Annotated in this window: 20 protein-coding genes; 7 read left to right on the top strand and 13 right to left on the bottom strand. The window is 59.1% G+C overall.

Translation table 11 applies throughout. The features are described 5' to 3' along the window. Positions 1 to 5: 5 nt before the first annotated feature. Positions 6 to 539: a carboxymuconolactone decarboxylase family protein gene (locus IG627_RS18215; protein ID WP_193194305.1), complete on the bottom strand. Its 534-nt coding sequence runs from the start codon at positions 537 to 539 to the stop codon at positions 6 to 8. Positions 540 to 626: 87 nt separating this feature from the next. Between IG627_RS18215 and dinB the strand changes: the two genes are divergently transcribed. The 4 genes from dinB to IG627_RS18195 all read left to right on the top strand — a co-directional run bounded on the left by dinB (position 627) and on the right by IG627_RS18195 (position 3174). Next, complete coding sequence (gene dinB / locus IG627_RS18210; protein WP_193194303.1) at positions 627 to 1709, top strand: DNA polymerase IV; 1083 nt, start codon at positions 627 to 629, stop codon at positions 1707 to 1709. 127 nt (positions 1710 to 1836) lie between these two features. Beyond that, on the top strand, positions 1837 to 2121 hold the full coding sequence (locus tag IG627_RS18205; protein WP_226865408.1) for a DUF6116 family protein: 285 nt from the start codon (positions 1837 to 1839) through the stop codon (positions 2119 to 2121). 76 nt (positions 2122 to 2197) lie between these two features. Further along, entirely contained in the window at positions 2198 to 2734 is a 537-nt protein-coding gene (locus IG627_RS18200; RefSeq protein WP_193194301.1) for an RNA polymerase sigma factor, read from the top strand. 77 nt (positions 2735 to 2811) lie between these two features. Further along, the gene (locus tag IG627_RS18195) at positions 2812 to 3174 is read left to right on the top strand and encodes a hypothetical protein (protein WP_193194299.1); all 363 of its coding nucleotides are present in this window, start codon (positions 2812 to 2814) and stop codon (positions 3172 to 3174) included. Between the two features lie 43 nt (positions 3175 to 3217). Here IG627_RS18195 and IG627_RS18190 read toward each other — a convergent pair whose 3' ends face one another. From IG627_RS18190 to IG627_RS18150, 9 genes are all read right to left on the bottom strand, one after another. Then, positions 3218 to 4195, bottom strand: a complete 978-nt coding sequence (locus tag IG627_RS18190) for an NADPH:quinone oxidoreductase family protein (protein ID WP_193194297.1) — start codon at positions 4193 to 4195, stop codon at positions 3218 to 3220. Positions 4196 to 4290: 95 nt separating this feature from the next. Next, complete coding sequence (locus IG627_RS18185; protein ID WP_193194295.1) at positions 4291 to 5472, bottom strand: acetyl-CoA C-acyltransferase; 1182 nt, start codon at positions 5470 to 5472, stop codon at positions 4291 to 4293. A gap of 18 nt (positions 5473 to 5490) precedes the next feature. Continuing rightward, positions 5491 to 6414 (bottom strand): SDR family NAD(P)-dependent oxidoreductase, encoded by a 924-nt coding sequence (locus IG627_RS18180; protein ID WP_193194293.1) that lies wholly within the window; start codon positions 6412 to 6414, stop codon positions 5491 to 5493. A 253-nt stretch (positions 6415 to 6667) separates the two neighbouring features. Beyond that, complete coding sequence (locus IG627_RS18175) at positions 6668 to 7126, bottom strand: MaoC family dehydratase (RefSeq protein ID WP_193194291.1); 459 nt, start codon at positions 7124 to 7126, stop codon at positions 6668 to 6670. Between the two features lie 26 nt (positions 7127 to 7152). Next, positions 7153 to 7938, bottom strand: coding sequence for an SDR family NAD(P)-dependent oxidoreductase (locus IG627_RS18170; RefSeq protein ID WP_193194288.1), 786 nt, complete (start codon positions 7936 to 7938; stop codon positions 7153 to 7155). Further along, positions 7939 to 8715 carry an SDR family oxidoreductase gene (locus IG627_RS18165; RefSeq protein ID WP_193194286.1) on the bottom strand — a complete coding sequence of 259 codons (777 nt, stop codon included), beginning with the start codon at positions 8713 to 8715 and terminating at the stop codon, positions 7939 to 7941. A 32-nt stretch (positions 8716 to 8747) separates the two neighbouring features. Next, positions 8748 to 9806 (bottom strand): phosphotransferase family protein, encoded by a 1059-nt coding sequence (locus IG627_RS18160; RefSeq protein WP_193194285.1) that lies wholly within the window; start codon positions 9804 to 9806, stop codon positions 8748 to 8750. Between the two features lie 12 nt (positions 9807 to 9818). Continuing rightward, positions 9819 to 11030 carry an acyl-CoA dehydrogenase family protein gene (locus IG627_RS18155; protein WP_193194282.1) on the bottom strand — a complete coding sequence of 404 codons (1212 nt, stop codon included), beginning with the start codon at positions 11028 to 11030 and terminating at the stop codon, positions 9819 to 9821. A 22-nt stretch (positions 11031 to 11052) separates the two neighbouring features. Then, positions 11053 to 11724 carry a histidine phosphatase family protein gene (locus IG627_RS18150; protein WP_193194280.1) on the bottom strand — a complete coding sequence of 224 codons (672 nt, stop codon included), beginning with the start codon at positions 11722 to 11724 and terminating at the stop codon, positions 11053 to 11055. 106 nt (positions 11725 to 11830) lie between these two features. Between IG627_RS18150 and IG627_RS18145 the strand changes: the two genes are divergently transcribed. Together IG627_RS18145 and IG627_RS18140 are read left to right on the top strand one after the other, a co-directional pair. Further along, on the top strand, positions 11831 to 12721 hold the full coding sequence (locus IG627_RS18145; protein ID WP_193194278.1) for a LysR family transcriptional regulator: 891 nt from the start codon (positions 11831 to 11833) through the stop codon (positions 12719 to 12721). Between the two features lie 176 nt (positions 12722 to 12897). After that, positions 12898 to 14928 (top strand): NADPH-dependent 2,4-dienoyl-CoA reductase, encoded by a 2031-nt coding sequence (locus tag IG627_RS18140; RefSeq protein WP_193194276.1) that lies wholly within the window; start codon positions 12898 to 12900, stop codon positions 14926 to 14928. Between the two features lie 82 nt (positions 14929 to 15010). On the opposite strand, the gene IG627_RS18135 is transcribed toward IG627_RS18140, so the two are convergent. Beyond that, a complete protein-coding gene (locus tag IG627_RS18135) occupies positions 15011 to 17323 on the bottom strand; it encodes an Ig-like domain-containing protein (protein ID WP_193194274.1) in 2313 nt (770 codons plus the stop codon). A gap of 362 nt (positions 17324 to 17685) precedes the next feature. Here IG627_RS18135 and IG627_RS18130 point away from each other — a divergent pair, with 362 nt between their 5' ends. Next, the gene (locus IG627_RS18130) at positions 17686 to 18273 is read left to right on the top strand and encodes a cysteine hydrolase family protein (protein WP_193194272.1); all 588 of its coding nucleotides are present in this window, start codon (positions 17686 to 17688) and stop codon (positions 18271 to 18273) included. Between the two features lie 48 nt (positions 18274 to 18321). Here the strand turns inward: IG627_RS18130 and IG627_RS18125 are convergent, their stop codons facing one another. After that, entirely contained in the window at positions 18322 to 19590 is a 1269-nt protein-coding gene (locus IG627_RS18125; RefSeq protein ID WP_193194271.1) for an MDR family MFS transporter, read from the bottom strand. 148 nt (positions 19591 to 19738) lie between these two features. Beyond that, positions 19739 to 19933: a hypothetical protein gene (locus IG627_RS18120; RefSeq protein WP_193194269.1), complete on the bottom strand. Its 195-nt coding sequence runs from the start codon at positions 19931 to 19933 to the stop codon at positions 19739 to 19741. Positions 19934 to 20172: the final 239 nt, after the last annotated feature.

Below are 20172 nucleotides of genomic sequence, written 5' to 3'. Positions count from 1 at the left end.
TACTATTACCTGTCCCTGTGCGGTTCCAGTCCCAGCACATCGGCAAAGTGGTTGAAGCCCAGCACCAGCTCCATGACCGCAAGCGCTTCGACGATTTCATCGTCCCGGGCTCCCAGTTTCTGCGCCTCCGCAATCAGGTGCTCACCGTGATCGCTGGGCGCTTTATTGGCCCGGCGGGCCAGATCGAAGAGTGCGTGCTCTTTATCTGAGTAGTGCACATGCTTGGGATTGGTGCGAATGCGCATCACTTCCTGTACCTCCACACCCAGTTCCTGCAACGTAGCGCTGTAGTGGTAGATGCCGTAATCGCAGTGGTTGTCTGCAGATATCGCCAGCCCTATCCCCTCTTTCAGCTGTGGCGACAGGACTCCGTGGATCATCACCGCCTTGTATCCTTTCCAGGTGGTCTCCAGCATATCCGGATGATGACCAAAGGCGAGAAACAGACTGGGCACCCCGCCCAGCTCATCCTCGATGTCGGCGAAGACTGCCTCTACCCGATCTTCTGCGGGGCGCTCCACCAGTGGAATATGGCTCATGGTTCACCTGCCCAATCTGTTTCCGGCTCCGGTCTCATCCGTTGCAAACGCTTTCCGCGACGCCCGGATACTGTATATAATCCCAGCATGAGAAAGATCATCCACTGCGACTGCGACTGTTTCTACGCGTCGGTCGAAATGCGCGACGACCCGAATCTGCGCGGCCGTCCGCTGGCAGTGGGTGGCGCCAGCGACAGGCGCGGCGTGATCTCCACCTGCAACTACGAGGCGCGCAGCTATGGCGTGCGCTCCGCCATGCCCACCGCCCAGGCAAAAAAGCTCTGCCCTGATCTGATTGTAGTACCCGGCAACATGAAAAAATATCGAGAGGCCAGCGCTCAGATCCGGGATATTTTCCTGGAATACAGTGAATCGATAGAACCGTTATCCCTGGACGAGGCTTTTCTGGATGTCACCGAAAGCGGCCGCTGTCACGGCAGCGCCACCCTGATGGCCGAGGAGATACGCCAGCGGGTGCGGGAGGATCTGGGCATCACCATTTCCGCCGGTGTGGCGCCGAACAAGTTCCTGGCCAAGATTGCCAGCGACTGGCGCAAGCCCGATGGTCTCACGGTCATTACCCCGGATGCCATGGACCAGTTTGTGCTGCGCCTGCCGGTGGCCAAAATTCACGGCGTGGGCCGCGTCACTGCGGAAAAAATGAAGCGCCAGGGAATCCGCACCTGTGCCGACTTGCGCAGCCTGTCCCAGATAGAGCTGACCCAGGCCTACGGCAAGTTCGGTCGCCGCCTGTACCAACTGTGCCGCGGTATCGATGAAAGGCCCGTCACCAGCGACGGCTCGCGCAAGAGCGTCAGTGTCGAGCGCACCTTCAATGCGGATCTCGGCACCCTGGAGGAATGGCAGGAGGAACTCACCAGTCTCTATATGCGCCTGCTGGAAAGGCTGGAAAAACTGGACGAACGCTACCAGATCAGCGGCGCCACGGTAAAAGTGAAATACGGGGACTTTTCCATCTCCTCCCAGGAAAGAGCCAGCCACTCGGGTCGAATCTCGGAGTTCAAGCAATTACTGCAACAATGTTGGGACAGGCGCCCGGCCCCCATCCGTCTGCTCGGTGTCGGTGTCAAACTCAAGGATTTACGCGCCGAACTGGGCCCGGAGCAGCTGCCGCTGCCCCTGCCCGAGTTCAAACGCCTGTCGGCCTGAATCTCGCTCTCCCAGATACTGATCGACACGTACCAGTCAGTAAATCTGGCGTCGCCCCACACTCGGCAAACGAAGCCGGGCACTGCCGCCAACTATACTCCCCAAACGGACAGCGGCGAGCGGGCCGATGAAAAGAGTGCTTCCCAGTGCCCTGGTAGGCTGGTTTCTGAGTTACGCCAGCAGGTTGAAACACCCGCAGCTCTTCAAATGGATCTGCGCAATTTTCCTGGTCGACTTGTTTATTCCGGATCTGCTGCCGTTCGTCGACGAATTACTTCTGGGACTGGCCACAATCTATCTGGGTAGTCGTAAAAAGGCCCGCCCGGACGAGACGCCAAAGGAAAAGCCGGTAGGCAGAGGACCGGGCGAGCGGGTTAAGGATAACGCGCAAACCGACGACCGCAGTCATTAAAATCTACCTATATCAATAGAAGCTCGTATTTTCAGTCGTTCGAGCAAGTTGTACTGGCGCAGGGAGGCGCGATAACTTGTCACGCAAAGATTTTCAGAACCTGGATGACGAAGCGCTGCTCGAATACTACCACTCCACGCGCAACCTGAAGGCTTTCCGCCTGCTGTATTCTCGCCACAAGGACAGTCTCTACCGCTACTGTATACAGATGGCACCGAGCGGTGCCTGCAGCATACTCGAAGAACTCTGGAATGGCCTGCTGGAACAGCCACCGCAACTGGGCGGGCGCCGCTTGCGCAGCTGGCTTTTTATTCGCATCAACAGGTTACTGCGCAACTTCACGGGCACCCCTCTCGAAGCCTCACAAAATCCCGAAGACCAGGGCAACAAACTTCTCGCAGGCATCCAGCAACTCTCGCGTATTGAACGCAACATACTGCTGCTGCACCTGGAGTGCCGGTTACCACTGGCTACGGTGGCAGATATTGAAAGAATATCGCTGAGAAACTGCAGGGAGTACTACCGCAACGGCAAGGTGCGGCTGGAAGAATTTCTTTATGGATCGAAAAGGCAACCCTGGCAGATCCAAGAGGTAGAAGAGGCGAGCGTATGAGTATTTGGGAATCCCAATATCAGAATGCCGTAGGGGAAATTTCGTCCCCGGCTTCTCTCGACGACAAAATCCTGCAAATGGCCCGTCAGTTTAAACCGACAAAAGTCGAAAACCCCTGGCAGTCCAGGGCGGCGGGCAGCTGCGTCGCAGTCGCAGTGATCTTACTGCTGGTACACCCAGCCCAGTACCTCGGTGCCCTGACCCCTGGCGTGCACTCCGCAAACGGGACCCAGAAAAACCCACTGGACGGCTGGCACCAGAGCCGGCCCGGATCAACCCAGGGGGGCGACCCCTGGTTTAACCTGCGCAGCCAGGTAGAGGCCGGTAGCTATATAGAGCTCTGCAGTCAGTGGCGCAGCCAACAGCGGGGCTCCGCATCCGATAAGTTACCACGGAATCTGGAGAACAAGGCGCGCGCCCACTGCCGGCTGCTGCCCTGATCAGCTGCCGATAAGGCGCGCCCCGCCTTACCAGCCAAACCCTTTAGTCGATAACAAGAATCACCTTGCCCCGCGCGCGCCTCTCGGTAATTGCGGCAAATGCCTGGATATACTGCTCAAACGAATAGATCTCGGTAGTGAGCGGGTTCAGCTTGCCCTCTTCCACCATTTGCAGCAGCTCAGCGAAATTCTGCAGGTTCGACCGCGGGTCGCGCTGGGCCCAGCTGCCCCAGAAAATTCCCATAATATCCCCGGCCTTGAGCAGTGGCAGGTTGAGCGGCAATCTGGGGATATCACCGGAGGCAAAACCGATCACCAGGTAGCGGCCACTCCAGGCAATGGAGCGGTAGGCCTCCTCCGTGTAATCACCGCCCACCGGATCGTAAATCACATCGGCACCCTTGCCGCCGGTCAACTCCTTGATCCGCTCCTTCAGGCTCTCTTCCGAGTAATTGATCAGCTCGTCGGCCCCCACTTCCCGGCAGAACTCCAGCTTTTCCGTCGTGGAAGCGCAGGCGATCACCCGGGCCCCCATGGCCTTGCCCAGCTGGATTGCAGTCACACCCACACCGCCGGCCGCACCCAGTACCACCAGGGTCTCGCCCTCCTGTATCGCCGCGCGCTGCTTCAGTGCATAGTAGGAAGTGGCATAGGTGATACAGAAGCCGGCCGCCTGCTCGAAGCTGAGCTTTTCCGGCATGGGCACCAGCAGGTGCTCTTTCACGTGGACCTGTTCGGCGAAGGCGGACATCCCGGGCATGGCGATCACCCGGTCGCCCACCTTGTAGTTTTTCACCTTGTCGCCCACGGCGCTGATCACACCGGCGCACTCGCCGCCGGGAACAAACGGTAGCGGCGGCTTGACCTGGTATTTGCCGGCAATCACCAGCGCGTCGGGAAAGTTGATCCCGGCGGCACGGACATCAATCCGCACTTCATCGCTTTTCAATTCCGGCAGTGCCCGCTCGGCGATTACCAGCAGTTCCGCCGAACCGTACTCCTCGCATATCAATGCGCGCATAGGTCTCTCCCATAGCTCCCCGCAGGAGCGGCCGTTGGCCGCGATCTGGCGTCATCGCAGGCACAACTCTCTTTTTATAGTGAATGAACGTGTCTTTACACCACTTCAAACAGTCCGGCGGCGCCCATGCCGCCACCCACACACATGGTGACCACCACATACCTGGCCCCACGGCGCCGGCCTTCCAGCAGGGCGTGGCCGACCATGCGCGCGCCACTCATACCGTAGGGATGACCGATGGAGATGGCACCGCCGTTGACGTTCAGCCGGTCGTTGTCGATACCCAACCTGTCCCGACAGTAGAGCACCTGCACCGCAAAGGCCTCGTTCAGCTCCCACAGCCCGATATCGTCCATGGACAGGCCGGTGCGCTGGAGCAGCTTGGGGATGGCATAGACTGGGCCGATCCCCATTTCATCCGGTTCGCACCCTGCCACCGCCATGCCGCGATAGATGCCCAGCGGTTGCAGGTTGCGCTGCTCCGCCAGCTGGCGGTCCATCAGCACCAGGGCCGCGGCACCATCGGAGAGCTGCGAGGCATTGCCGGCGGTGATCACACCCTCCTCGCGCACCGGTTTCAGGCCCTGCAGCCCCTCCAGGGTCGTCTCGGGCCTGTTGCCCTCGTCCAGCGCCAGGGTCACATCCTGATAGGAGACCTCCCTGGTCTCCCTGTCCACCACCGCCTTGATGGCAGTGACCGGCACTATCTCGTCCCGGAAGAGCCCGGCCTCCTGGGCGGCTGCGGTGCGCATCTGCGACTGCAACGCGTACTCGTCCTGCAGATCACGGCCGATGCCATAGCGTTCCGCCACAATTTCCGCAGTGTCGATCATCGGCATATAGATGGCCTTGTGCATTTCCACCAGGGCCGGATCCGCGGCGCGGAATCTGTTCATATGTTCGTTCTGCACCAGAGAGATATGCTCGATACCACCGGCCACGGCGACCGGACAGCCATCCTGCACTATCTGCTTTGCCGCGGTGGCCACCGCCATCAGGCCGGAGGAGCACTGGCGGTCGATGGTCATGCCGGCCACACTGACCGGCAGCCCGGCGCGCAGGGCTATCTGGCGCGCGACATTCATGCCGGTACTGCCCTGCTGCATGGCCGCGCCGAAGATGCAGTCGTCCACCTCGCCGGCCTCTATCCCGGCGCGCTCGACGGCAGCGCGCACCGCGTGGGCGGCGAGGCTGGGCGCCTCCAGGTTGTTGAAGGCACCGCGGTAGGCCTTGCCGATGGGCGTGCGCGCGGTGGAGACGACAACGGCTTCTTTCATTTTCCTGCCCTCACATCCTCAGCCCAGTTCGACGTCCAGTGCCCTGGCCGCCTTCTGCACGAATTTGACGGTCTGGTTCAGGCCGCCGATCAGTTCCTTCTGCTGGCTGTCCTCGCTGATAGCATCCAGGTTTGCCAGCACATTTTCCGGCGTCTGCTCTTCCGGTGACAGATAGATGCCCTCGGTCTCCAGGATGCGCGCGCAGGCGTAAGCACCGGCACCGGCACCGAGGATAAAGCGGTTGGGTGCTTCCTCGGCCACCAGCGCCACCAGGCCGGCGGTGACCGATTCCGGGGTCATCAGGTCGAGGATTTTCGGGTCGGGAATAATATCCTCGGTCATGCGGGTGCGCGCGGTGGGCGACAGGCAGTTGACCCTGATGCCGTACTTCTCTCCTTCGAGATAAAGCGTATTCATCAGTCCCACCAGTGCCGTTTTGGCCGCACCGTAGTTGGACTGGCCGAAATTGCCGTAGAGGCCGGAGGAGGAAGTGGTCATCACGATGCGGCCATAATTCTGCTCACGCATCAGCCCCCAGACCGCCTTGGTGCAGTTGACCGCCCCCATCAGGTGTACTTCGATCACCAGCTTGAAGTCGTCCAGGTCGGCCTTGGCGAAGGACTTGTCGCGCAGAATACCGGCATTGTTCACCAGTATGTCGACGCGACCCCACTTATCCACCGCCCGCTGCACCATAGCCTCCACTTCGGCGTAGTCGGTGACATTGGCACCGCTGGCCATCGCCTCACCGCCGAGTGCCTCTATCTCTGCAACCACCTCTTCGGCCGCGGACAGGGACGCGCCGGAACCGTCCCGGGCGCCACCAAGGTCGTTGACCACCACTCTGGCGCCGCGGCGCGCCAGTTCCAGCGCGTGGGACTTGCCCAGGCCATTGCCGGCGCCGGTGACTATGGCTACCTGTCCATCGAATCGAACATTCATTTAGTTTTCTCCCGATAAAGTAACTACCAACGGTCTCCCAGCACTCGAGAAAGAATACAGGAACCTAATGTGAAGGCGCTGCTGCCGGTGGAAGTTTTCGGGACTGTCTGCGAGAGGGACCTCGCAGACAAGCCTACAGGGATGTATTCACGGCGTGTCCCGAAAACTTCCATCGGCAGCAGTGCCGCCCATGATTCTCTTACTGGCATCCGGGGAGCGAGCAGTAATCCGATATTTTTATTTAGTGCTGCCGTTAAACGAACTGCATAAACAGCCACTCGGCAACCAGTGCCGGCTTCTGCTCACCCTTGATTTCCAGGGTAACTTCCAGTTTGAGCTGATACTGGCCGGGGTTCTTCTCCTGGATATCCATTACCTTCGCCCGCGCCCGAACATTGCTGTCCACTTTGACCGGGCTGATAAAGCGCACCTTGTCCAGGCCGTAATTCACCCCCATCTCCACCCCCTCGATACCCACCTGCAATTGCTCGGCGAAATAGGACAGCAGGGACAGGGAGAGAAAACCGTGGGCGATGGTACTGCCGAAAGGTGTCAGTTTTGCCGCCTCCGGATCCACATGTATAAACTGGCGGTCCAGGGTGCATTCGGCAAAGGCATCAATGCGGTTCTGGTCGATACTGAGCCAGTCAGTAGCTTCGGTTTCGAAGCCGATAAAGTCCTGAGTTTTTTCTCGGGGAATCAGCGTGGGCATTATTATTCTCCGTATCCGGGTTTCTGTTAAAAGGCCGAAACACCACCATCCACCGCCAGGGCCTGGCCGGTGATATAGCTGAGCGATGGCGAGCAGAGCATCACCATCGCGTTGACCACCTCCCGGGGTTCCGCCAGGCGCTTCATCGGGCAACCGCTGGCCAGGAATTCCTGCAGTTGTTCCCCGCTGACACCCTGTGGCGGTTCTATACCCGTTACCATTTTGGTCAGCGCAAAGAAGGGGCAGATGGCATTGACGCGAATACTGTATTTGGCATTTTCCACCGCCGCGGTGCGGGTCAGGCCTATGACGGCGTGCTTGGCCGCGGAATAGGTAGCCGCCTTGGGCGCACCGCCGAGGCCGGCCATGGAGCTGACATTCAGAATGATGCCGGTACGCCGCGGCTTCATCGCCTTCAACTGGTGTTTGAGGCCAAGGAAAACCCCCTTCACATTCACGTCGTGCTGCCGGTCCAGCACCGCCCCATCGGTATCTTCCAGGGCAGTCATCGGTGGGGCAATGCCGGCATTGTTGACGGCGATATCCAGCTGGCCGAACTGCTCCCCGGCCAGCTCGACCAGGGCGGCGCAATCACTTTCCACCGACACATCACAGCGCTGCGCGCGCACCTCGATATCCGCACCGCCGAGTTCATCCGCCAGTGTCATCAGATCGGCTTCATTGATATCGCCCAACACCAATCTGGCGCCGCGCGCACCCAGCTCCTGCGCCAGCAGGGCGCCGAAGCCGCTGGCGGCACCGGTTATCAGCGCTACCCGGCCTCTAAAGTCCAGCAGAGGATCGATGCTCATTCAGATACCCCCACAGGAAGTCATGCCGCCATCCACCACCACGCACTCGCCGGTGGTGTAGCTGGAGGCATCGGATACCAGGTAGAGCACGGTGCCGGCCATCTCCTCGGGTTCCGCGTGGCGGTGCATGGGGATATGGTCGATGGCAGTCTTGTAGATATCCTCGTGGGTAAAGAGCGCGCCGGCGAACTTGGTCTTGGTCAGTCCCGGCAGCAGCGCATTGACGCGGATATTGAAGGGCGCACACTCCTTGGCGAATGCCTTGGTCATATTCACTACCGCGGCCTTGGTAATCGAGTAGATACCCTGCCCCACCCCGGGTTGAAGGGCGTTGATGGAAGCGGTATTGACGATGCAGCCACCGCCCTGCTCGCGCATCAGCTTGCCGGCTTCCACGGACATAAAGAAGTAGCCGCGGATATTCACATCCACGGTCTTCTGGAAGGCGCCGACGTCGGTGTCGAGGATATGACCGAAATAGGGGTTGGTGGCAGCGTTGTTGACCAGGATATCCAGGCGCCCGTGCCTGTGGCGTATATCGGCAATTACCCGCTCGATTTCCTCCATATCACCGATATGACAGGGCAGCGCTTCGGCCGAACCGCCGGCATCGACAATGGCATCCGCCACCCCCTGGCATCCATCTAACTTGCGGCTGGAAACCAGTACATGGGCGCCCTGCTCCGCCAGCAGTTTGGCGATTGCTTCGCCGATACCGCGGCTGGCACCGGTTACCAGGGCGATCTTGCCGGTGAGATCAAAAATATTCATTGCCATGGATCTTCCCTCTCGGAGTTCGTTGTTGTTTATCAGTATTCTTTTTCGATCACATCCAATGCCATCAGCGCCAGGGGCTCGACAAAGGCACCGAGTTTCGCCGCACTCTTGCTCGAGGCGTTGCCATCCTGCGCGCGTTTGGCCACACCCTGTACTATCGCCCCCAGCCGGAAAAAGCTGAACGCGAGGTGGAAGGGCCAATGATCGATGCGTTCAATTCCCATGCGTTCACAGTAGCGGGCGACATACTCTCTCTCGGAAGGAATACCCAGTGCGCCGCGGTCCACCCCCATCAGCCCGGAAATATTGCCGGCGCCGGCCGGCATACGCAGCTGCATGCACTGGTAGGCGAGGTCGGCGAAGGGGTGCCCAAGCGTCGAAAGCTCCCAGTCCAGTAGCGCAATGGCTCTGCTTTCCTGCGGGTGGAACATAATGTTGTCGAGCCGATAGTCGCCGTGAACCAGAGCCACCCGGCCGTCGTCCTCTGGCAGTGCATCGGCCAGCCAGTCGATCAGTTTATCCATGGCCGCAATGGGATTGAGTTCGGATGCCCGGTACTGGCCCCGCCAGCGCTCGAACTGGCGCTCGAAGTAATTGCCCGGCTTGCCGTAGTCGGTCAGCCCAACAGCCTTCGGGTCAATACTGTGCAGAGCCGCCAGCACGCGGTTCATCTCTTCGTAGAGCGCGCCGCGCTGGCTGTTGTCGAGTTCCGGCAGGGCGGCATCCCAGAATATGCGGCCATCGCAGTATTCCATCACGTAGAACATGGAGCCAATCAGGTCGCGGTCTTCACACAGGTGCAGTACCCGCGGCACCGGCACGTCCGTGTCCGCCAGGGCTCGCATCACGCGGAACTCCCGATCCACCGCATGGGCGGACTTCAATAATTTGCCCGGCGGCTGACGGCGCAGCACATAGGTGCCGGAAGCTGCCTGCAGCTTGAACGTCGGGTTCGACTGGCCGCCGGAAAACTTGTCTACCTTTAACGGGCCGCGAAAGCCTTCGATATGTGCAGCCAGGTACTTTTCCAGTCTCCCCATCGGCAGCTGTTCCACTGAAGCCTGCTTGTCAGAGATCATTTCTTCCGTCATCTACGTCTCCGCCTATTGTTGTTTCGCACCGTAACGGGCCGCCAGGTTGCGCCCCAGCTGCATCATATGCACCTGGTCCGGGCCATCCGCCAAACGAATCGTGCGTGCATAGGCGTAGTGTTGCGCCAGGTTGTAATCCTGGCTCAGGCCGGCGGCGCCGTGGATCTGAATCGCGCGGTCGATCACAGTACAGGCCATCTGCGGCGCGACTATCTTGATCATCGCAATCAGGTCCTTGGCCGCCTTGTTGCCGTATCGGTCCATCTGGTCCGCGGCTTTCAGGGTCAGCAGGCGCGCCTGCTCGATCTCACAGGCGGATTTGGCGATATCCTCGCGCACCGAGCCCTGCTTGCTCATGGGGCGGCCAAAAACGATCCGCTGCTCCGCGCGCCCGGACATCATCTCCAGCGCCCGCTGTGCCTGGCCGACCAGGCGCATGCAGTGGTGAATGCGGCCCGGCCCCAGGCGCCCCTGTGCTATCTCGAAACCGCGTCCCTCGCCGAGAATCAGGTTGCCCGCCGGCACGCGCACATTGTCGAAGATGACCTCGGCGTGCCCCTCCGGCGCATCCTCGTAGCCGAATACCGTCATAGGGCGAATAATGTTTACCCCGGGCGTATCCACGGGTACCAGTATCTGCGACTGCTGCTGGTGGCGGTTGGGACTGTCCGGGTCCGTCTTGCCCATCACAATCAGTATCTTGCAGCGCTTGTTCATCAGGCCGCTGATATAGAACTTGTGCCCGTTGATCACATAGTCATCCCCATCGCGCACAATCGAGGTTTCGATATTGGTGGCATCCGAGGAGGCGACTTTCGGTTCCGTCATGGCAAAGGCGGAGCGGATCTCCCCGGCCAACAGCGGCTTCAACCACTGTTCCTGCTGCAGACTGCCGTACTGGGCCAGCACTTCCATATTGCCGGTATCCGGTGCGCTGCAGTTGAACACCTCCGAAGACCAGACCACCTTGCCCATTTCCTCCGCCAGCGGCGCGTATTCCAGGTTTGTCAGACCGGCGCCAAAACGCGGATCGGGCATAAACAGATTCCACAGCTCGGCCGCGCGCGCCTTAGCTTTCAACTCTGCGAGAATCACCGGCTCCCCCCAGGGATCCTCCTGCAGCTGTTGATGGAATGCCTGTTCCGCCGGATAGACGTGATCCTGCATGAATCGCTGCAGGCGTTCGAGTAACCCCTTCACCTTGTCCGAGTATTCGAAATTCATTATTCGCTGCCCCGATATTCTTTTAGCTGTAGGTAATAAATTCCTGCCGCGCCTCCATTTCCAGGTGCGGCACATGATTGAAACTGTGCAGGCTGATACTGTCGGAACCGGTAAAGAATCGGCTTACGGCGGTATTTTTTATCTGCATATTGAGCTTGGTAACGGTATCCGCATGGGCGCCGAGCACCTGGCGTACCATCATCGCGATAGCACCGCCGGAACTGACCACCAGGGTTCTGCTGCCTTTCGGACTGTCGCCGATCAGACCCAGCGCTTCCTCGATACGCTGCTCGAAGGCGTGCCAGCTCTCCGCCGGGCTTATCTCGCCCTCTGCCCAGGCGAGCATGGCTTTCTTCAGGTAGCGGTAATAATCGGAACGGCTGGCGCCTGGCTGCGGCACCGACTGCGGATCCCGCTCGCCGTAACCCTGCAGCACGCTGTGGAAATTGAATTCATTGAGCTGGGGCGCTATTTGCACCTCCCCGGCATCCATCTCCAGTCCCTCGCAGATGCCCCGGGTCGTCTCCCGGTGTCGCAGCAGGTCGCCGCAGAGGATCCGATCAAACTCCATACCCGCCGCGCGCCAGTGCTCTCCCAGCCAGCGCGCCTGGCGCCAGCCCAGTTCGGATAACTTGTCGTAATCGGCGGCGCCGAATGAGGCCTGGCCGTGGCGCACCGTGTAGAACTCAGCCAATGGATGTCCCCCTTGTTGGTCTCCTACACTAGCGCCGGCGAATGGATCATCAAAGTTTATTATGCGAATATCCAAACATTCACAGCGATTATGAACGGTGGCAGCAGTGCAGCTACAGCAGATGGATATGAATCTCTTCCTGGTACTGGAGGCGATCTACAACGCGCGTAACCTGACCCGCGCCGCGGAGCAGCTGCATATCACCCAGCCGGCGGTCAGCAACGCCCTGGCGCGCCTGCGCCGCAGCCTGGATGACCCGCTATTCACCCGCACTCCTGCAGGCATGAGCCCCACGCCGCTGACCGAGAGCATCATGCCAAAGGTTCAGCAGGCGCTGGCCCTGCTCGGTACAAGCCTGAGCGAACAGCGCCAATTCGACCCGGCCGGCGCGCAGAAGACGCTGCGCATGTCGATGAACGATATGGCGGAGACACTGCTGCTGCCGCGGCTGCTGGAACGGCTGCAGCAATTGGCGCCGGGTATCAGCGTCGAATCCTACTACGTGCCCCGCGACCAGCTGGCAAAGGAGCTGGCCGCAAACACACTGGACTTCGGCCTGGATATTCCTCTGGCCACCGCCACCCAGCTGCAGCAGCAGCGCCTGGTCAACGATCGCTACCTGTGCATGCTGCGCGCCGACCACCCGCTGGCGGAGCAGACCAACCTGACCCTGGAGCAGTACCTGCAACTGGACCATATCCACGTCTCCAGCCGCCGCAGCGGGCCGGGGCTGGTGGATATCGCCCTGAACAAGCTGGGCCGGCGCCGCAATATCAAGTTGCGGGTACAGCATTACCGGGTGGCACCGCTGGTGGTACTGCGCACCGACCTGGCGCTGACGGTGCCGGCCAGCCTGGCCAACCAGTACCCGGCGCGGCTGTTCGAACTGCCCTTCCAGATTCCGCAGATGGACTGGCACCTACTGTGGCACAGGAACCAGCACGAAGATCCGGCCAACCGCTGGTTGCGGGGGCAGTTGATGGAGTTGTTTGTGTAAAGCAGTCTGTTTCAATCCTTATCAGAGCCGAAAAAGCTCCTGATCCGATCCGAACAGGCCAAAGAATTCGACCGGATTGGTCACTGCCCGCTCCCCCCCTCCCTTGCTATCCTTCACCGCAACAATATGCAAAGAGTTGCATATCAATTTCGATCAAAAGAAGAGAGGGCGTCGCCATGTCCCAAGCCTACCCCCACCTGCTGGCCCCGCTGGATCTGGGTTTTACCACATTGAAAAACCGCGTTCTGATGGGCTCGATGCACACCAACCTGGAAGAGCACGAGGGCGGTTTCACCCGGCTGGCGACCTTCTATGGCGAGCGCGCCCGCGGCGGTGTAGGCCTGATCGTGACCGGTGGCATAGCGCCCAACGAGGAGGGTGGCGTTTTTATGGGCTCCGCCAAGATGACCACCGTGGAAGAGGCGCAGCAACACCGGGAAATCACCGACGCGGTGCACGCCGAGGGCGGCAAGATCTGTATGCAGATACTGCACGCTGGCCGCTACGCCTACAACCAGAACCTGGTCGCACCCTCGGCGATTCAGGCACCGATCAACCCTTTTACCCCGCGGGAGCTCAGCGGCGAGGAAGTCGAGGGACAGATCGACGACTATGTGCGCTGCGCCACCCTGGCTCGCGAGGCCGGCTACGACGGCACCGAGATCATGGGCTCGGAAGGCTATTTCATCAATCAGTTCATCGTCTCCCGCACCAACAAGCGCAGCGACGAATGGGGCGGCAGCTTCGAGAACCGTAGCCGCCTGCCGATTGAAATCGTGCGTCGCGTGCGCGAAGCCGTGGGCAAAGATTTCATCATCATCTACCGCCTGTCCATGCTTGATCTGGTGGAAGACGGCAGCAATTTCGAAGAAGTGATCGCACTCGGCAAGGCGATCGAGGAAGCCGGCGCAACGATTATCAACACCGGTATCGGCTGGCACGAAGCCCGCGTCCCCACCATCGCCACCAGCGTGCCCCGCGCCGCCTTTACCGAAATCACCGCCAAGGTCAGGCAACACCTGAGCGTGCCGGTGGTTACCAGCAACCGCATCAATATGCCGCAAGTGGGCGAAGACGTACTGGCCGCCGGTCACGCGGATATGATCTCCATGGCGCGTCCCTTCCTGGCCGATGCGGAGTTCGTCAACAAGGCCGCGGAGAGCCGCGCCGACGAGATCAATACCTGTATCGGCTGTAACCAGGCCTGCCTGGACCACACCTTCGAACTCAAGCTGACCTCCTGCCTGGTCAACCCTCGCGCCTGCCACGAGACGGAGCTGAATTACTTACCGACCGAATCCGCGAAAAAAATCGCCGTGGTCGGTGCCGGCCCGGCCGGCCTGGCGGCCGCAACCGTAGCCGCGGAGCGCGGGCACAAGGTCACCCTGTTCGAGGCGGAAGCCAGAGTCGGCGGCCAGTTCAATATCGCCAAACAGATTCCCGGCAAGGCCGAATTCGAGGAAACCCTGCGCTACTTCAAACGCAGGCTGGAAATCACCGGCGTCGAAGTCAGGCTCAGCACCCGCGCCGCCGCCGAAGACCTTAAGGCCTTTGACGAAGTGATTATCGCCACCGGTATCGATCCGCGCACGCCACCCATCCCCGGTATCGAGCACGAAAAAGTGCTCAGCTACCTGGATGTGCTCAAGCACAAGAAGCCGGTGGGGGAAAAAGTAGCGATCATCGGCGCTGGCGGTATCGGTTTCGACGTGGCCGAATACCTGACCCATGAGGGCGACAATGCCCAGGAGCTGATCGCCAGCAGCAAGGAGGAGTTCTTCGACGAGTGGGGTGTGGATATCCAGCTCGAAAACCGCGCCGGCCTGAAAAAAAATGCTGCAGTTTCAACGCCGCGCCAGGTTACCCTGCTGCAGCGCAAGACCAGTAAGGTGGGCGCCGGTCTGGGCAAGACCACCGGGTGGATACACCGCACCAGCCTCAAGCACCGCAATGTGCAGATGATCCCCGGCGCCAGCTATGAGAAGATCGACGACCGCGGCCTGCATATCCGCATCGGCGACGAACAGCAACTGCTGCAAGTGGACAATATCGTGCTCTGTGCCGGCCAGGAGCCTGCACGGGCCCTCTACGACGCGCTGCAGGGCAGTGAAATCGCGGTCCACCTGATCGGCGGTGCCGATGAAGCCGCCGAGCTGGATGCCAAGCGTGCCATAGATCAAGGGTCGCGCCTGGCCGCAAAGCTCTGATCTGCTGGTTCCGAGCGAAAAAATAAAAAGCCATTGCCGCTTGCGCGGCAATGGCTTTTCTATGAATAGAAACAGGATTAGCTCATCCCTTTCCCGGTATCTCCAGCGTGGGATAAGCAATGGCGCGGACGCTGACGGGCTGGAGGGCCCGGTTAACTTCCGGACTTTCCCAGACGCGGTAAATATTGACGCGCGCCGGGAAAACAAGCGGGCCACCGGCCTCTTCGCCGTAGCTCTCACGCTCCATCACAATAATCTCATCGCCAGTCGCCTGCAGGCCGAGCCACTCACGGCGCCTGCAGTCATTGGGGCAGTGGCGGGTCAAGGCCAGAACGCCATCGGCGCCTATACTCCAGGTTCCCGATCCGCGAAGATCCATAACCTCTTCCGCATCGCCGTCACCATCCTCATCTAATCCATCGTAGAAAAAGGAGACGTTAGTGGCGGTGCCATCCTGGTTAAACTCCCAGCCGAAGCCGGAGCCAGCGATATAGTCAAAGACGCCCCCATCCCAGAATTCGGCAAACCAGCCATTCACAAAGGTCGCCCAGTGGTGGCCAGCTTCGGTCACAACACGCCCCGCCGTGAGGGCATCAGACTCGTCCTGCCAGGTACCGAAGTTGTAACTGAATGCAAGCAGATCGCCTTCACTGTCGAACGTGCGCAGGGCAAATGCGCTGAGATCCCCCGCCTCGTCGATCTTTTGCACCAGCTGGGAAGTCTCGTCGTCGAAGTTCAATCGGACGCTGTTATTCTCCAATGCCCAGGTGAAAGCACGCCCGGAGAGCAGTGCAACACCTGTGCCGCCTTCGACAAACTGGAACAGATCACCGGCATAACTCGTCTGACTGACCGGGCCATCAAAGGAGGCAACCTCGTACTCGTAGTAGCTGTCTGCCGCCCAGGTCTGTTCCAGGTCGGCGGCAACAATCGGCAGCGGCATAGAGGCATCCGCGTCACGCAGCAGCAGCCGGCCATTTGAAAGCCATTCCGTCTCACTGGGCGCGCTGACACCGGTATCCAGCATGTCGAAAACGCGCTCGGCATTCATTTCGAACGAAACAGTGTCGATAATGTTACCATCGACCAAACGTGTAAATTTCACACTCTCTTCACTGATGAAGGCACCAATCTGGCCCCAGCCATTTGTCGCCTCGTACCATTGAGCCGCTACGGCCGGCTCCAGAACACCGTCTACTGCGAAATATGTATAGTACTCCAACGGCTCATCGTAAGTAACTTCGAGTTCACCATTTTCGATTGACCAGCTGAACTCGGCAGATCCGCCCTCATTGGCAACCGTACCGGTTCCGTCATTGCTAAACTCATACCTGTCCCCGCCGCGTGAAAGGAACCCTGGGGCAGCCGGGAAAGTACTGTAGTAAACACTGGCAATGCCTTCCTGAGTAAAGCCCTGCACAAGCGCTGGGTCATTCACAATCTGATCCATTGCCTGGGTCAGCGCGTTATCCTCAGGATTTTCGCTGGTTACTTCCGCAACAAACTCGTTATAGGCCTCTGTATCGCTGACAAAGTCCAAAACCGAATCAAACCCTTCGGGAAGGTCATGATCCGGGTTATCCAGGACCACCTTGATGACCGCGGCTATCTCGAGCAGTTTGTCCCCGTCAATGGACTTCTCTGCGGTTTCCATCTCGTCGTCCGAGGTAATTTCCTGTCCCTCATTGGCCTCAATCGCGAGCACATAACGCGCGGTCGTCACATTGGTGACATTGGCAGAGTTGTCGCCCTCTCCACCAATGGCTCTGTCCGCACCCGCCGCCTCGAGCATAGTGCCGATTTCACCCAGTAGGCTGACCAGCTCAATACCGTCACTTTCGCTACCCTCCGCACCAGTCGCAGTCACCTTCACATAGCTGTCCAAACTCAGGGTCTGAATCTCGAGGACGTAGTTGCCCTCACTGTCGGCTACCGCCTCGAACACTTCACCACCGATTTCTACCTTTACCCGCGCGCCCGGAATCGGCTCATCCACCACCTGCCCGCTGATGGACATCCCCTGGTAGGCCGTGATGGTGATGGTCCCGGACACATCGTCAGTACCGTCCGTAATTGTGACATCGATTGACTCGGTGCCGGCAAAACCGTCGTCCGGGTCGTAGGTCACCGTCAGGCCGCTCGAGGAAACAGTGCCACCTTTGGGTTCTCCCAGGCTCTTGATTTCCAGAGTGTCCCCGTCCGGATCACTGGCATGATCCGCAAGATCTATACTCACCGCCTCTCCATTCAATGCATCCACACTGACCGAACTGAATGCCGGCGGCTGATTCTGATCTGGCGTCGGTGGTTCCGTTCCCTCGCCTCCACTACCGCCACTTCCTCCGCAGCCCACCAGAATCACGGCCATTGCGATGTGTATCAGTCCTGATTTCATTATTTTGTCCCCTACCCAACTAGCCCCGCGACAACGGCAGCTGCTTTTGGAGCTATGTCGTTGGAAATTTTCCTGAAAGGTTTGTTGCATCTAGCAAACAAAATGCTAACCAAGTCTCAGAACAAGAAAATAGCCCTAAAGGGCCAATTGTCAGGTAGGATTCACGTGAGTGTCATGAAATGTGAAATTATGGAGACCGCTTGCCCGGTCAAACATGTCAGGCCGTAAAAAGCCAAATCTCCGACTCCTGCTTGAATGGTTGAGCCTGATCACCACCAGCACCATCCAGCAATAGCGGTAACTGAAGTACATGGGGATTATCCCTGTGTTTGCTCGTTTGATAATTCTGGAAATACACTGAGATGATAGAAACCGGGAATCCCGCGCTGCTCGTGATTGATGTGCAGCAGGCCATCGATCACTTTTCCCCCTACCCGCGCAGTAACCCTGAAGCCGAGCAACGCATTGCGGCCCTATTGAATGACTGGCGATCGCTCGAGCGACCGGTAATACACATTCGTCATTCATCCCGCTTTGCCGAATCACCTTACCACGCCGATGGTTCCCACTTTGAGTTCAAGGCGGAGGTTGCCCCGATAGACGAAGAGATTGTGGTGACCAAGCGGGAGAATTGCGCTTTTATCGGTACAGAATTGGATTCCACCCTCAAGCGGATGCAGATCACAGAGCTGGTCATAGCAGGAGTCGTCACCAATCACTCGGTGGATGCGACAACCAGGATCGGCGCGGCCCTGGGGTATCGGATTCTGCTACCGGAAGATGCGACGGCGGCGTTTGCAATGCCATTGCGCAACGGCACTCTGATAGCGGCAGAGAAAGTGCAGCAAGTATTCCTCCACAACCTGGACGGCGAATACGCACATGTCTGCCACAGCCGCGATCTTCTGTCCGGGAATGGGCCGAACACCACTTCTGAGACTCATCAATAAAAAAGGCCCCGCAGGGGGGCCAAGAACAGGGGTCTAGACAACAAAAAATCACTGCGGTTGGACGGCACCTGACCGTATTTCCACAACATCCTCAGGCTCCGGCCAATCGGGCCTGGAGAGTCGCCCGGTCAGGCGATAGAGCGCATACACCAGCCCGCACAGAACAAACATCATCCAATAGAGCGCCGGACCGCTCCACCACTCAATCACGATACCGCCGAACAGCGGTGCCACCGACCAGCCCAGCGAGTAAAAGGAGGAGGCACCGAAGTAGCTGCCGCGCAGATGGTCCGGCGCCAACCTGTCTATCTGCACACTCATGGTCGGGAAAAGTATCGCCTCCGCCAGGCTGACCACGAAGGTGGCGCCCAGCCAGCCGGCAAACCAATGCACCGGGTTGAGCGCAAACCACGCCTGCCCCGCCGCCAGTATCCCGAGGCCGATCACAATGCGTCCGTTGACATCGATACTGCGCATCATCTGCAACAGTGGAAACTGCAACAATACGATAGTTATCGCATTGACCAGAATCATGCTGGAGATCAGTTCCACCAGCGCCGGCGCCTGGGCATGGGTCAGGTACTGCACCAGGCTGGAATCCATATGTGCGTAAATGAACAAAGTCAGCACATTGGCGACGATCACTACCAGGAAAACCTGATCACTGCGCAAAACCGCCAGGGTGCTGCGCACCGACACACTGCTATCGCGCCGCTTGTGCGCGAGCCGTCCACTCACCGTATGTGCGAAGCCCCACAGGAACGCCAGGCTCAACAGCAGGTAGCTGAGGGCTGTAAGTCCGAAAGTGGACTGCTGTGCGCTCAGACCCGCCCAGACGCCGACGATCGGACCCAGCGCCGCGCCTACGTTGATCAGGAAATAGCGGAACTGCAGCGCCAGCTCGCGGCTCTGTTTATCCCTGATGAGGTCACCGATCAGTGCACTGGCCGGTGGCTCCCAGATGGCGCGCCCTACAGAACAGAATGTCATCGCCAGGATAAAAGCCGGCAGCGTCTGTGCCACTGCCAACAGGGCAAAGGCGACAAAGTTGATCGCAGTGCCGGCCAGCAGCATATTGCGACGCCCGTAGCGATCCGAGAGCGCGCCCACGTAAAAGCCCAAAAGTGCGGCACCCACTGCCGATGCGCTGAGGATCAATCCGATCTCAGCCGCCCCCAGCTGGAATTTTTCATACAGCAGAATCGCCAAAAATGGCCACACCATAAAATAGGTGCCGCGGCCAAAAAAACTGCCGATCAGGATTATCCAGATTAAAGGCGGAAAGTTGTGCAGCCGCTGCCACCACTGCCTGTCCATCTCACTACTCCTTGTCGATCATTGCTCTCTTTGTTGAATTCCGGTGCGAAAATTTCGGCAAAAAAAAACCCGGAAGGTCAGCCTTCCGGGTTTTCTCTTGGGAGGAAGGCTGTTACACCTTCCATCGCCTATGGCTTTGTCGGGTGTGCTAGGTGATCACGGCGGTCACCGGGCGCATCTTATAGACGGTCTTGCGGACGGCCTGTAGCGCGACGCACTGGGAGTGGCGTTTCACAATATTGGCCAGAGCCAAAACACCACACCACAGGCGAGCGACGGCCGGCAGCTGGTGCTGCTGGGCGGAGCGCATGCGCGGTGAAATGTGTAGGTTCAGGCTATTCATTGGAAACTTTCGCTAGTTGACTCTATGGCGTTAATAGTATCTGAGTAATCGGCGTTTGCAAGCGGAAGTTTCAACTATTTCCACACAGTCGCTGCCGCCATCCCAGCTGCCCCTGAACGATTCGTGAATGCGTCTATTGCCCGGGCAGGTTTCACTCTCGGGTCTATACTCCTCTACGCAATAGCCACAAATTTATACGGGTTCTTCACAGCCCCAGGGATGAAAGTGTCTTGATGTCT

This window comes from Microbulbifer taiwanensis, from assembly GCF_014904815.1.
In the GTDB taxonomy this organism is placed as follows: domain Bacteria; phylum Pseudomonadota; class Gammaproteobacteria; order Pseudomonadales; family Cellvibrionaceae; genus Microbulbifer; species Microbulbifer taiwanensis.
The sequence above is the reverse complement of the archived record's forward strand: the minus strand, read 5'-3'. Positions and strand labels throughout refer to the sequence as shown.

Coding starts and splice junctions, on each gene's coding strand:
- IG627_RS18215 (WP_193194305.1), bottom strand. CDS start 539: ATGAGCCATATTCCACTGGTGGAGCGCCCCGCAGAAGATCGGGTAGAG.
- dinB (WP_193194303.1), top strand. CDS start 627: ATGAGAAAGATCATCCACTGCGACTGCGACTGTTTCTACGCGTCGGTC.
- IG627_RS18205 (WP_226865408.1), top strand. CDS start 1,837: ATGAAAAGAGTGCTTCCCAGTGCCCTGGTAGGCTGGTTTCTGAGTTAC.
- IG627_RS18195 (WP_193194299.1), top strand. CDS start 2,812: ATGGCCCGTCAGTTTAAACCGACAAAAGTCGAAAACCCCTGGCAGTCC.
- IG627_RS18190 (WP_193194297.1), bottom strand. CDS start 4,195: ATGCGCGCATTGATATGCGAGGAGTACGGTTCGGCGGAACTGCTGGTA.
- IG627_RS18185 (WP_193194295.1), bottom strand. CDS start 5,472: ATGAAAGAAGCCGTTGTCGTCTCCACCGCGCGCACGCCCATCGGCAAG.
- IG627_RS18180 (WP_193194293.1), bottom strand. CDS start 6,414: ATGAATGTTCGATTCGATGGACAGGTAGCCATAGTCACCGGCGCCGGC.
- IG627_RS18175 (WP_193194291.1), bottom strand. CDS start 7,126: ATGCCCACGCTGATTCCCCGAGAAAAAACTCAGGACTTTATCGGCTTC.
- IG627_RS18170 (WP_193194288.1), bottom strand. CDS start 7,938: ATGAGCATCGATCCTCTGCTGGACTTTAGAGGCCGGGTAGCGCTGATA.
- IG627_RS18165 (WP_193194286.1), bottom strand. CDS start 8,715: ATGGCAATGAATATTTTTGATCTCACCGGCAAGATCGCCCTGGTAACC.
- IG627_RS18160 (WP_193194285.1), bottom strand. CDS start 9,806: ATGACGGAAGAAATGATCTCTGACAAGCAGGCTTCAGTGGAACAGCTG.
- IG627_RS18155 (WP_193194282.1), bottom strand. CDS start 11,030: ATGAATTTCGAATACTCGGACAAGGTGAAGGGGTTACTCGAACGCCTG.
- IG627_RS18140 (WP_193194276.1), top strand. CDS start 12,898: ATGTCCCAAGCCTACCCCCACCTGCTGGCCCCGCTGGATCTGGGTTTT.
- IG627_RS18135 (WP_193194274.1), bottom strand. CDS start 17,323: ATGAAATCAGGACTGATACACATCGCAATGGCCGTGATTCTGGTGGGC.
- IG627_RS18130 (WP_193194272.1), top strand. CDS start 17,686: ATGATAGAAACCGGGAATCCCGCGCTGCTCGTGATTGATGTGCAGCAG.
- IG627_RS18125 (WP_193194271.1), bottom strand. CDS start 19,590: ATGGACAGGCAGTGGTGGCAGCGGCTGCACAACTTTCCGCCTTTAATC.
- IG627_RS18120 (WP_193194269.1), bottom strand. CDS start 19,933: ATGAATAGCCTGAACCTACACATTTCACCGCGCATGCGCTCCGCCCAG.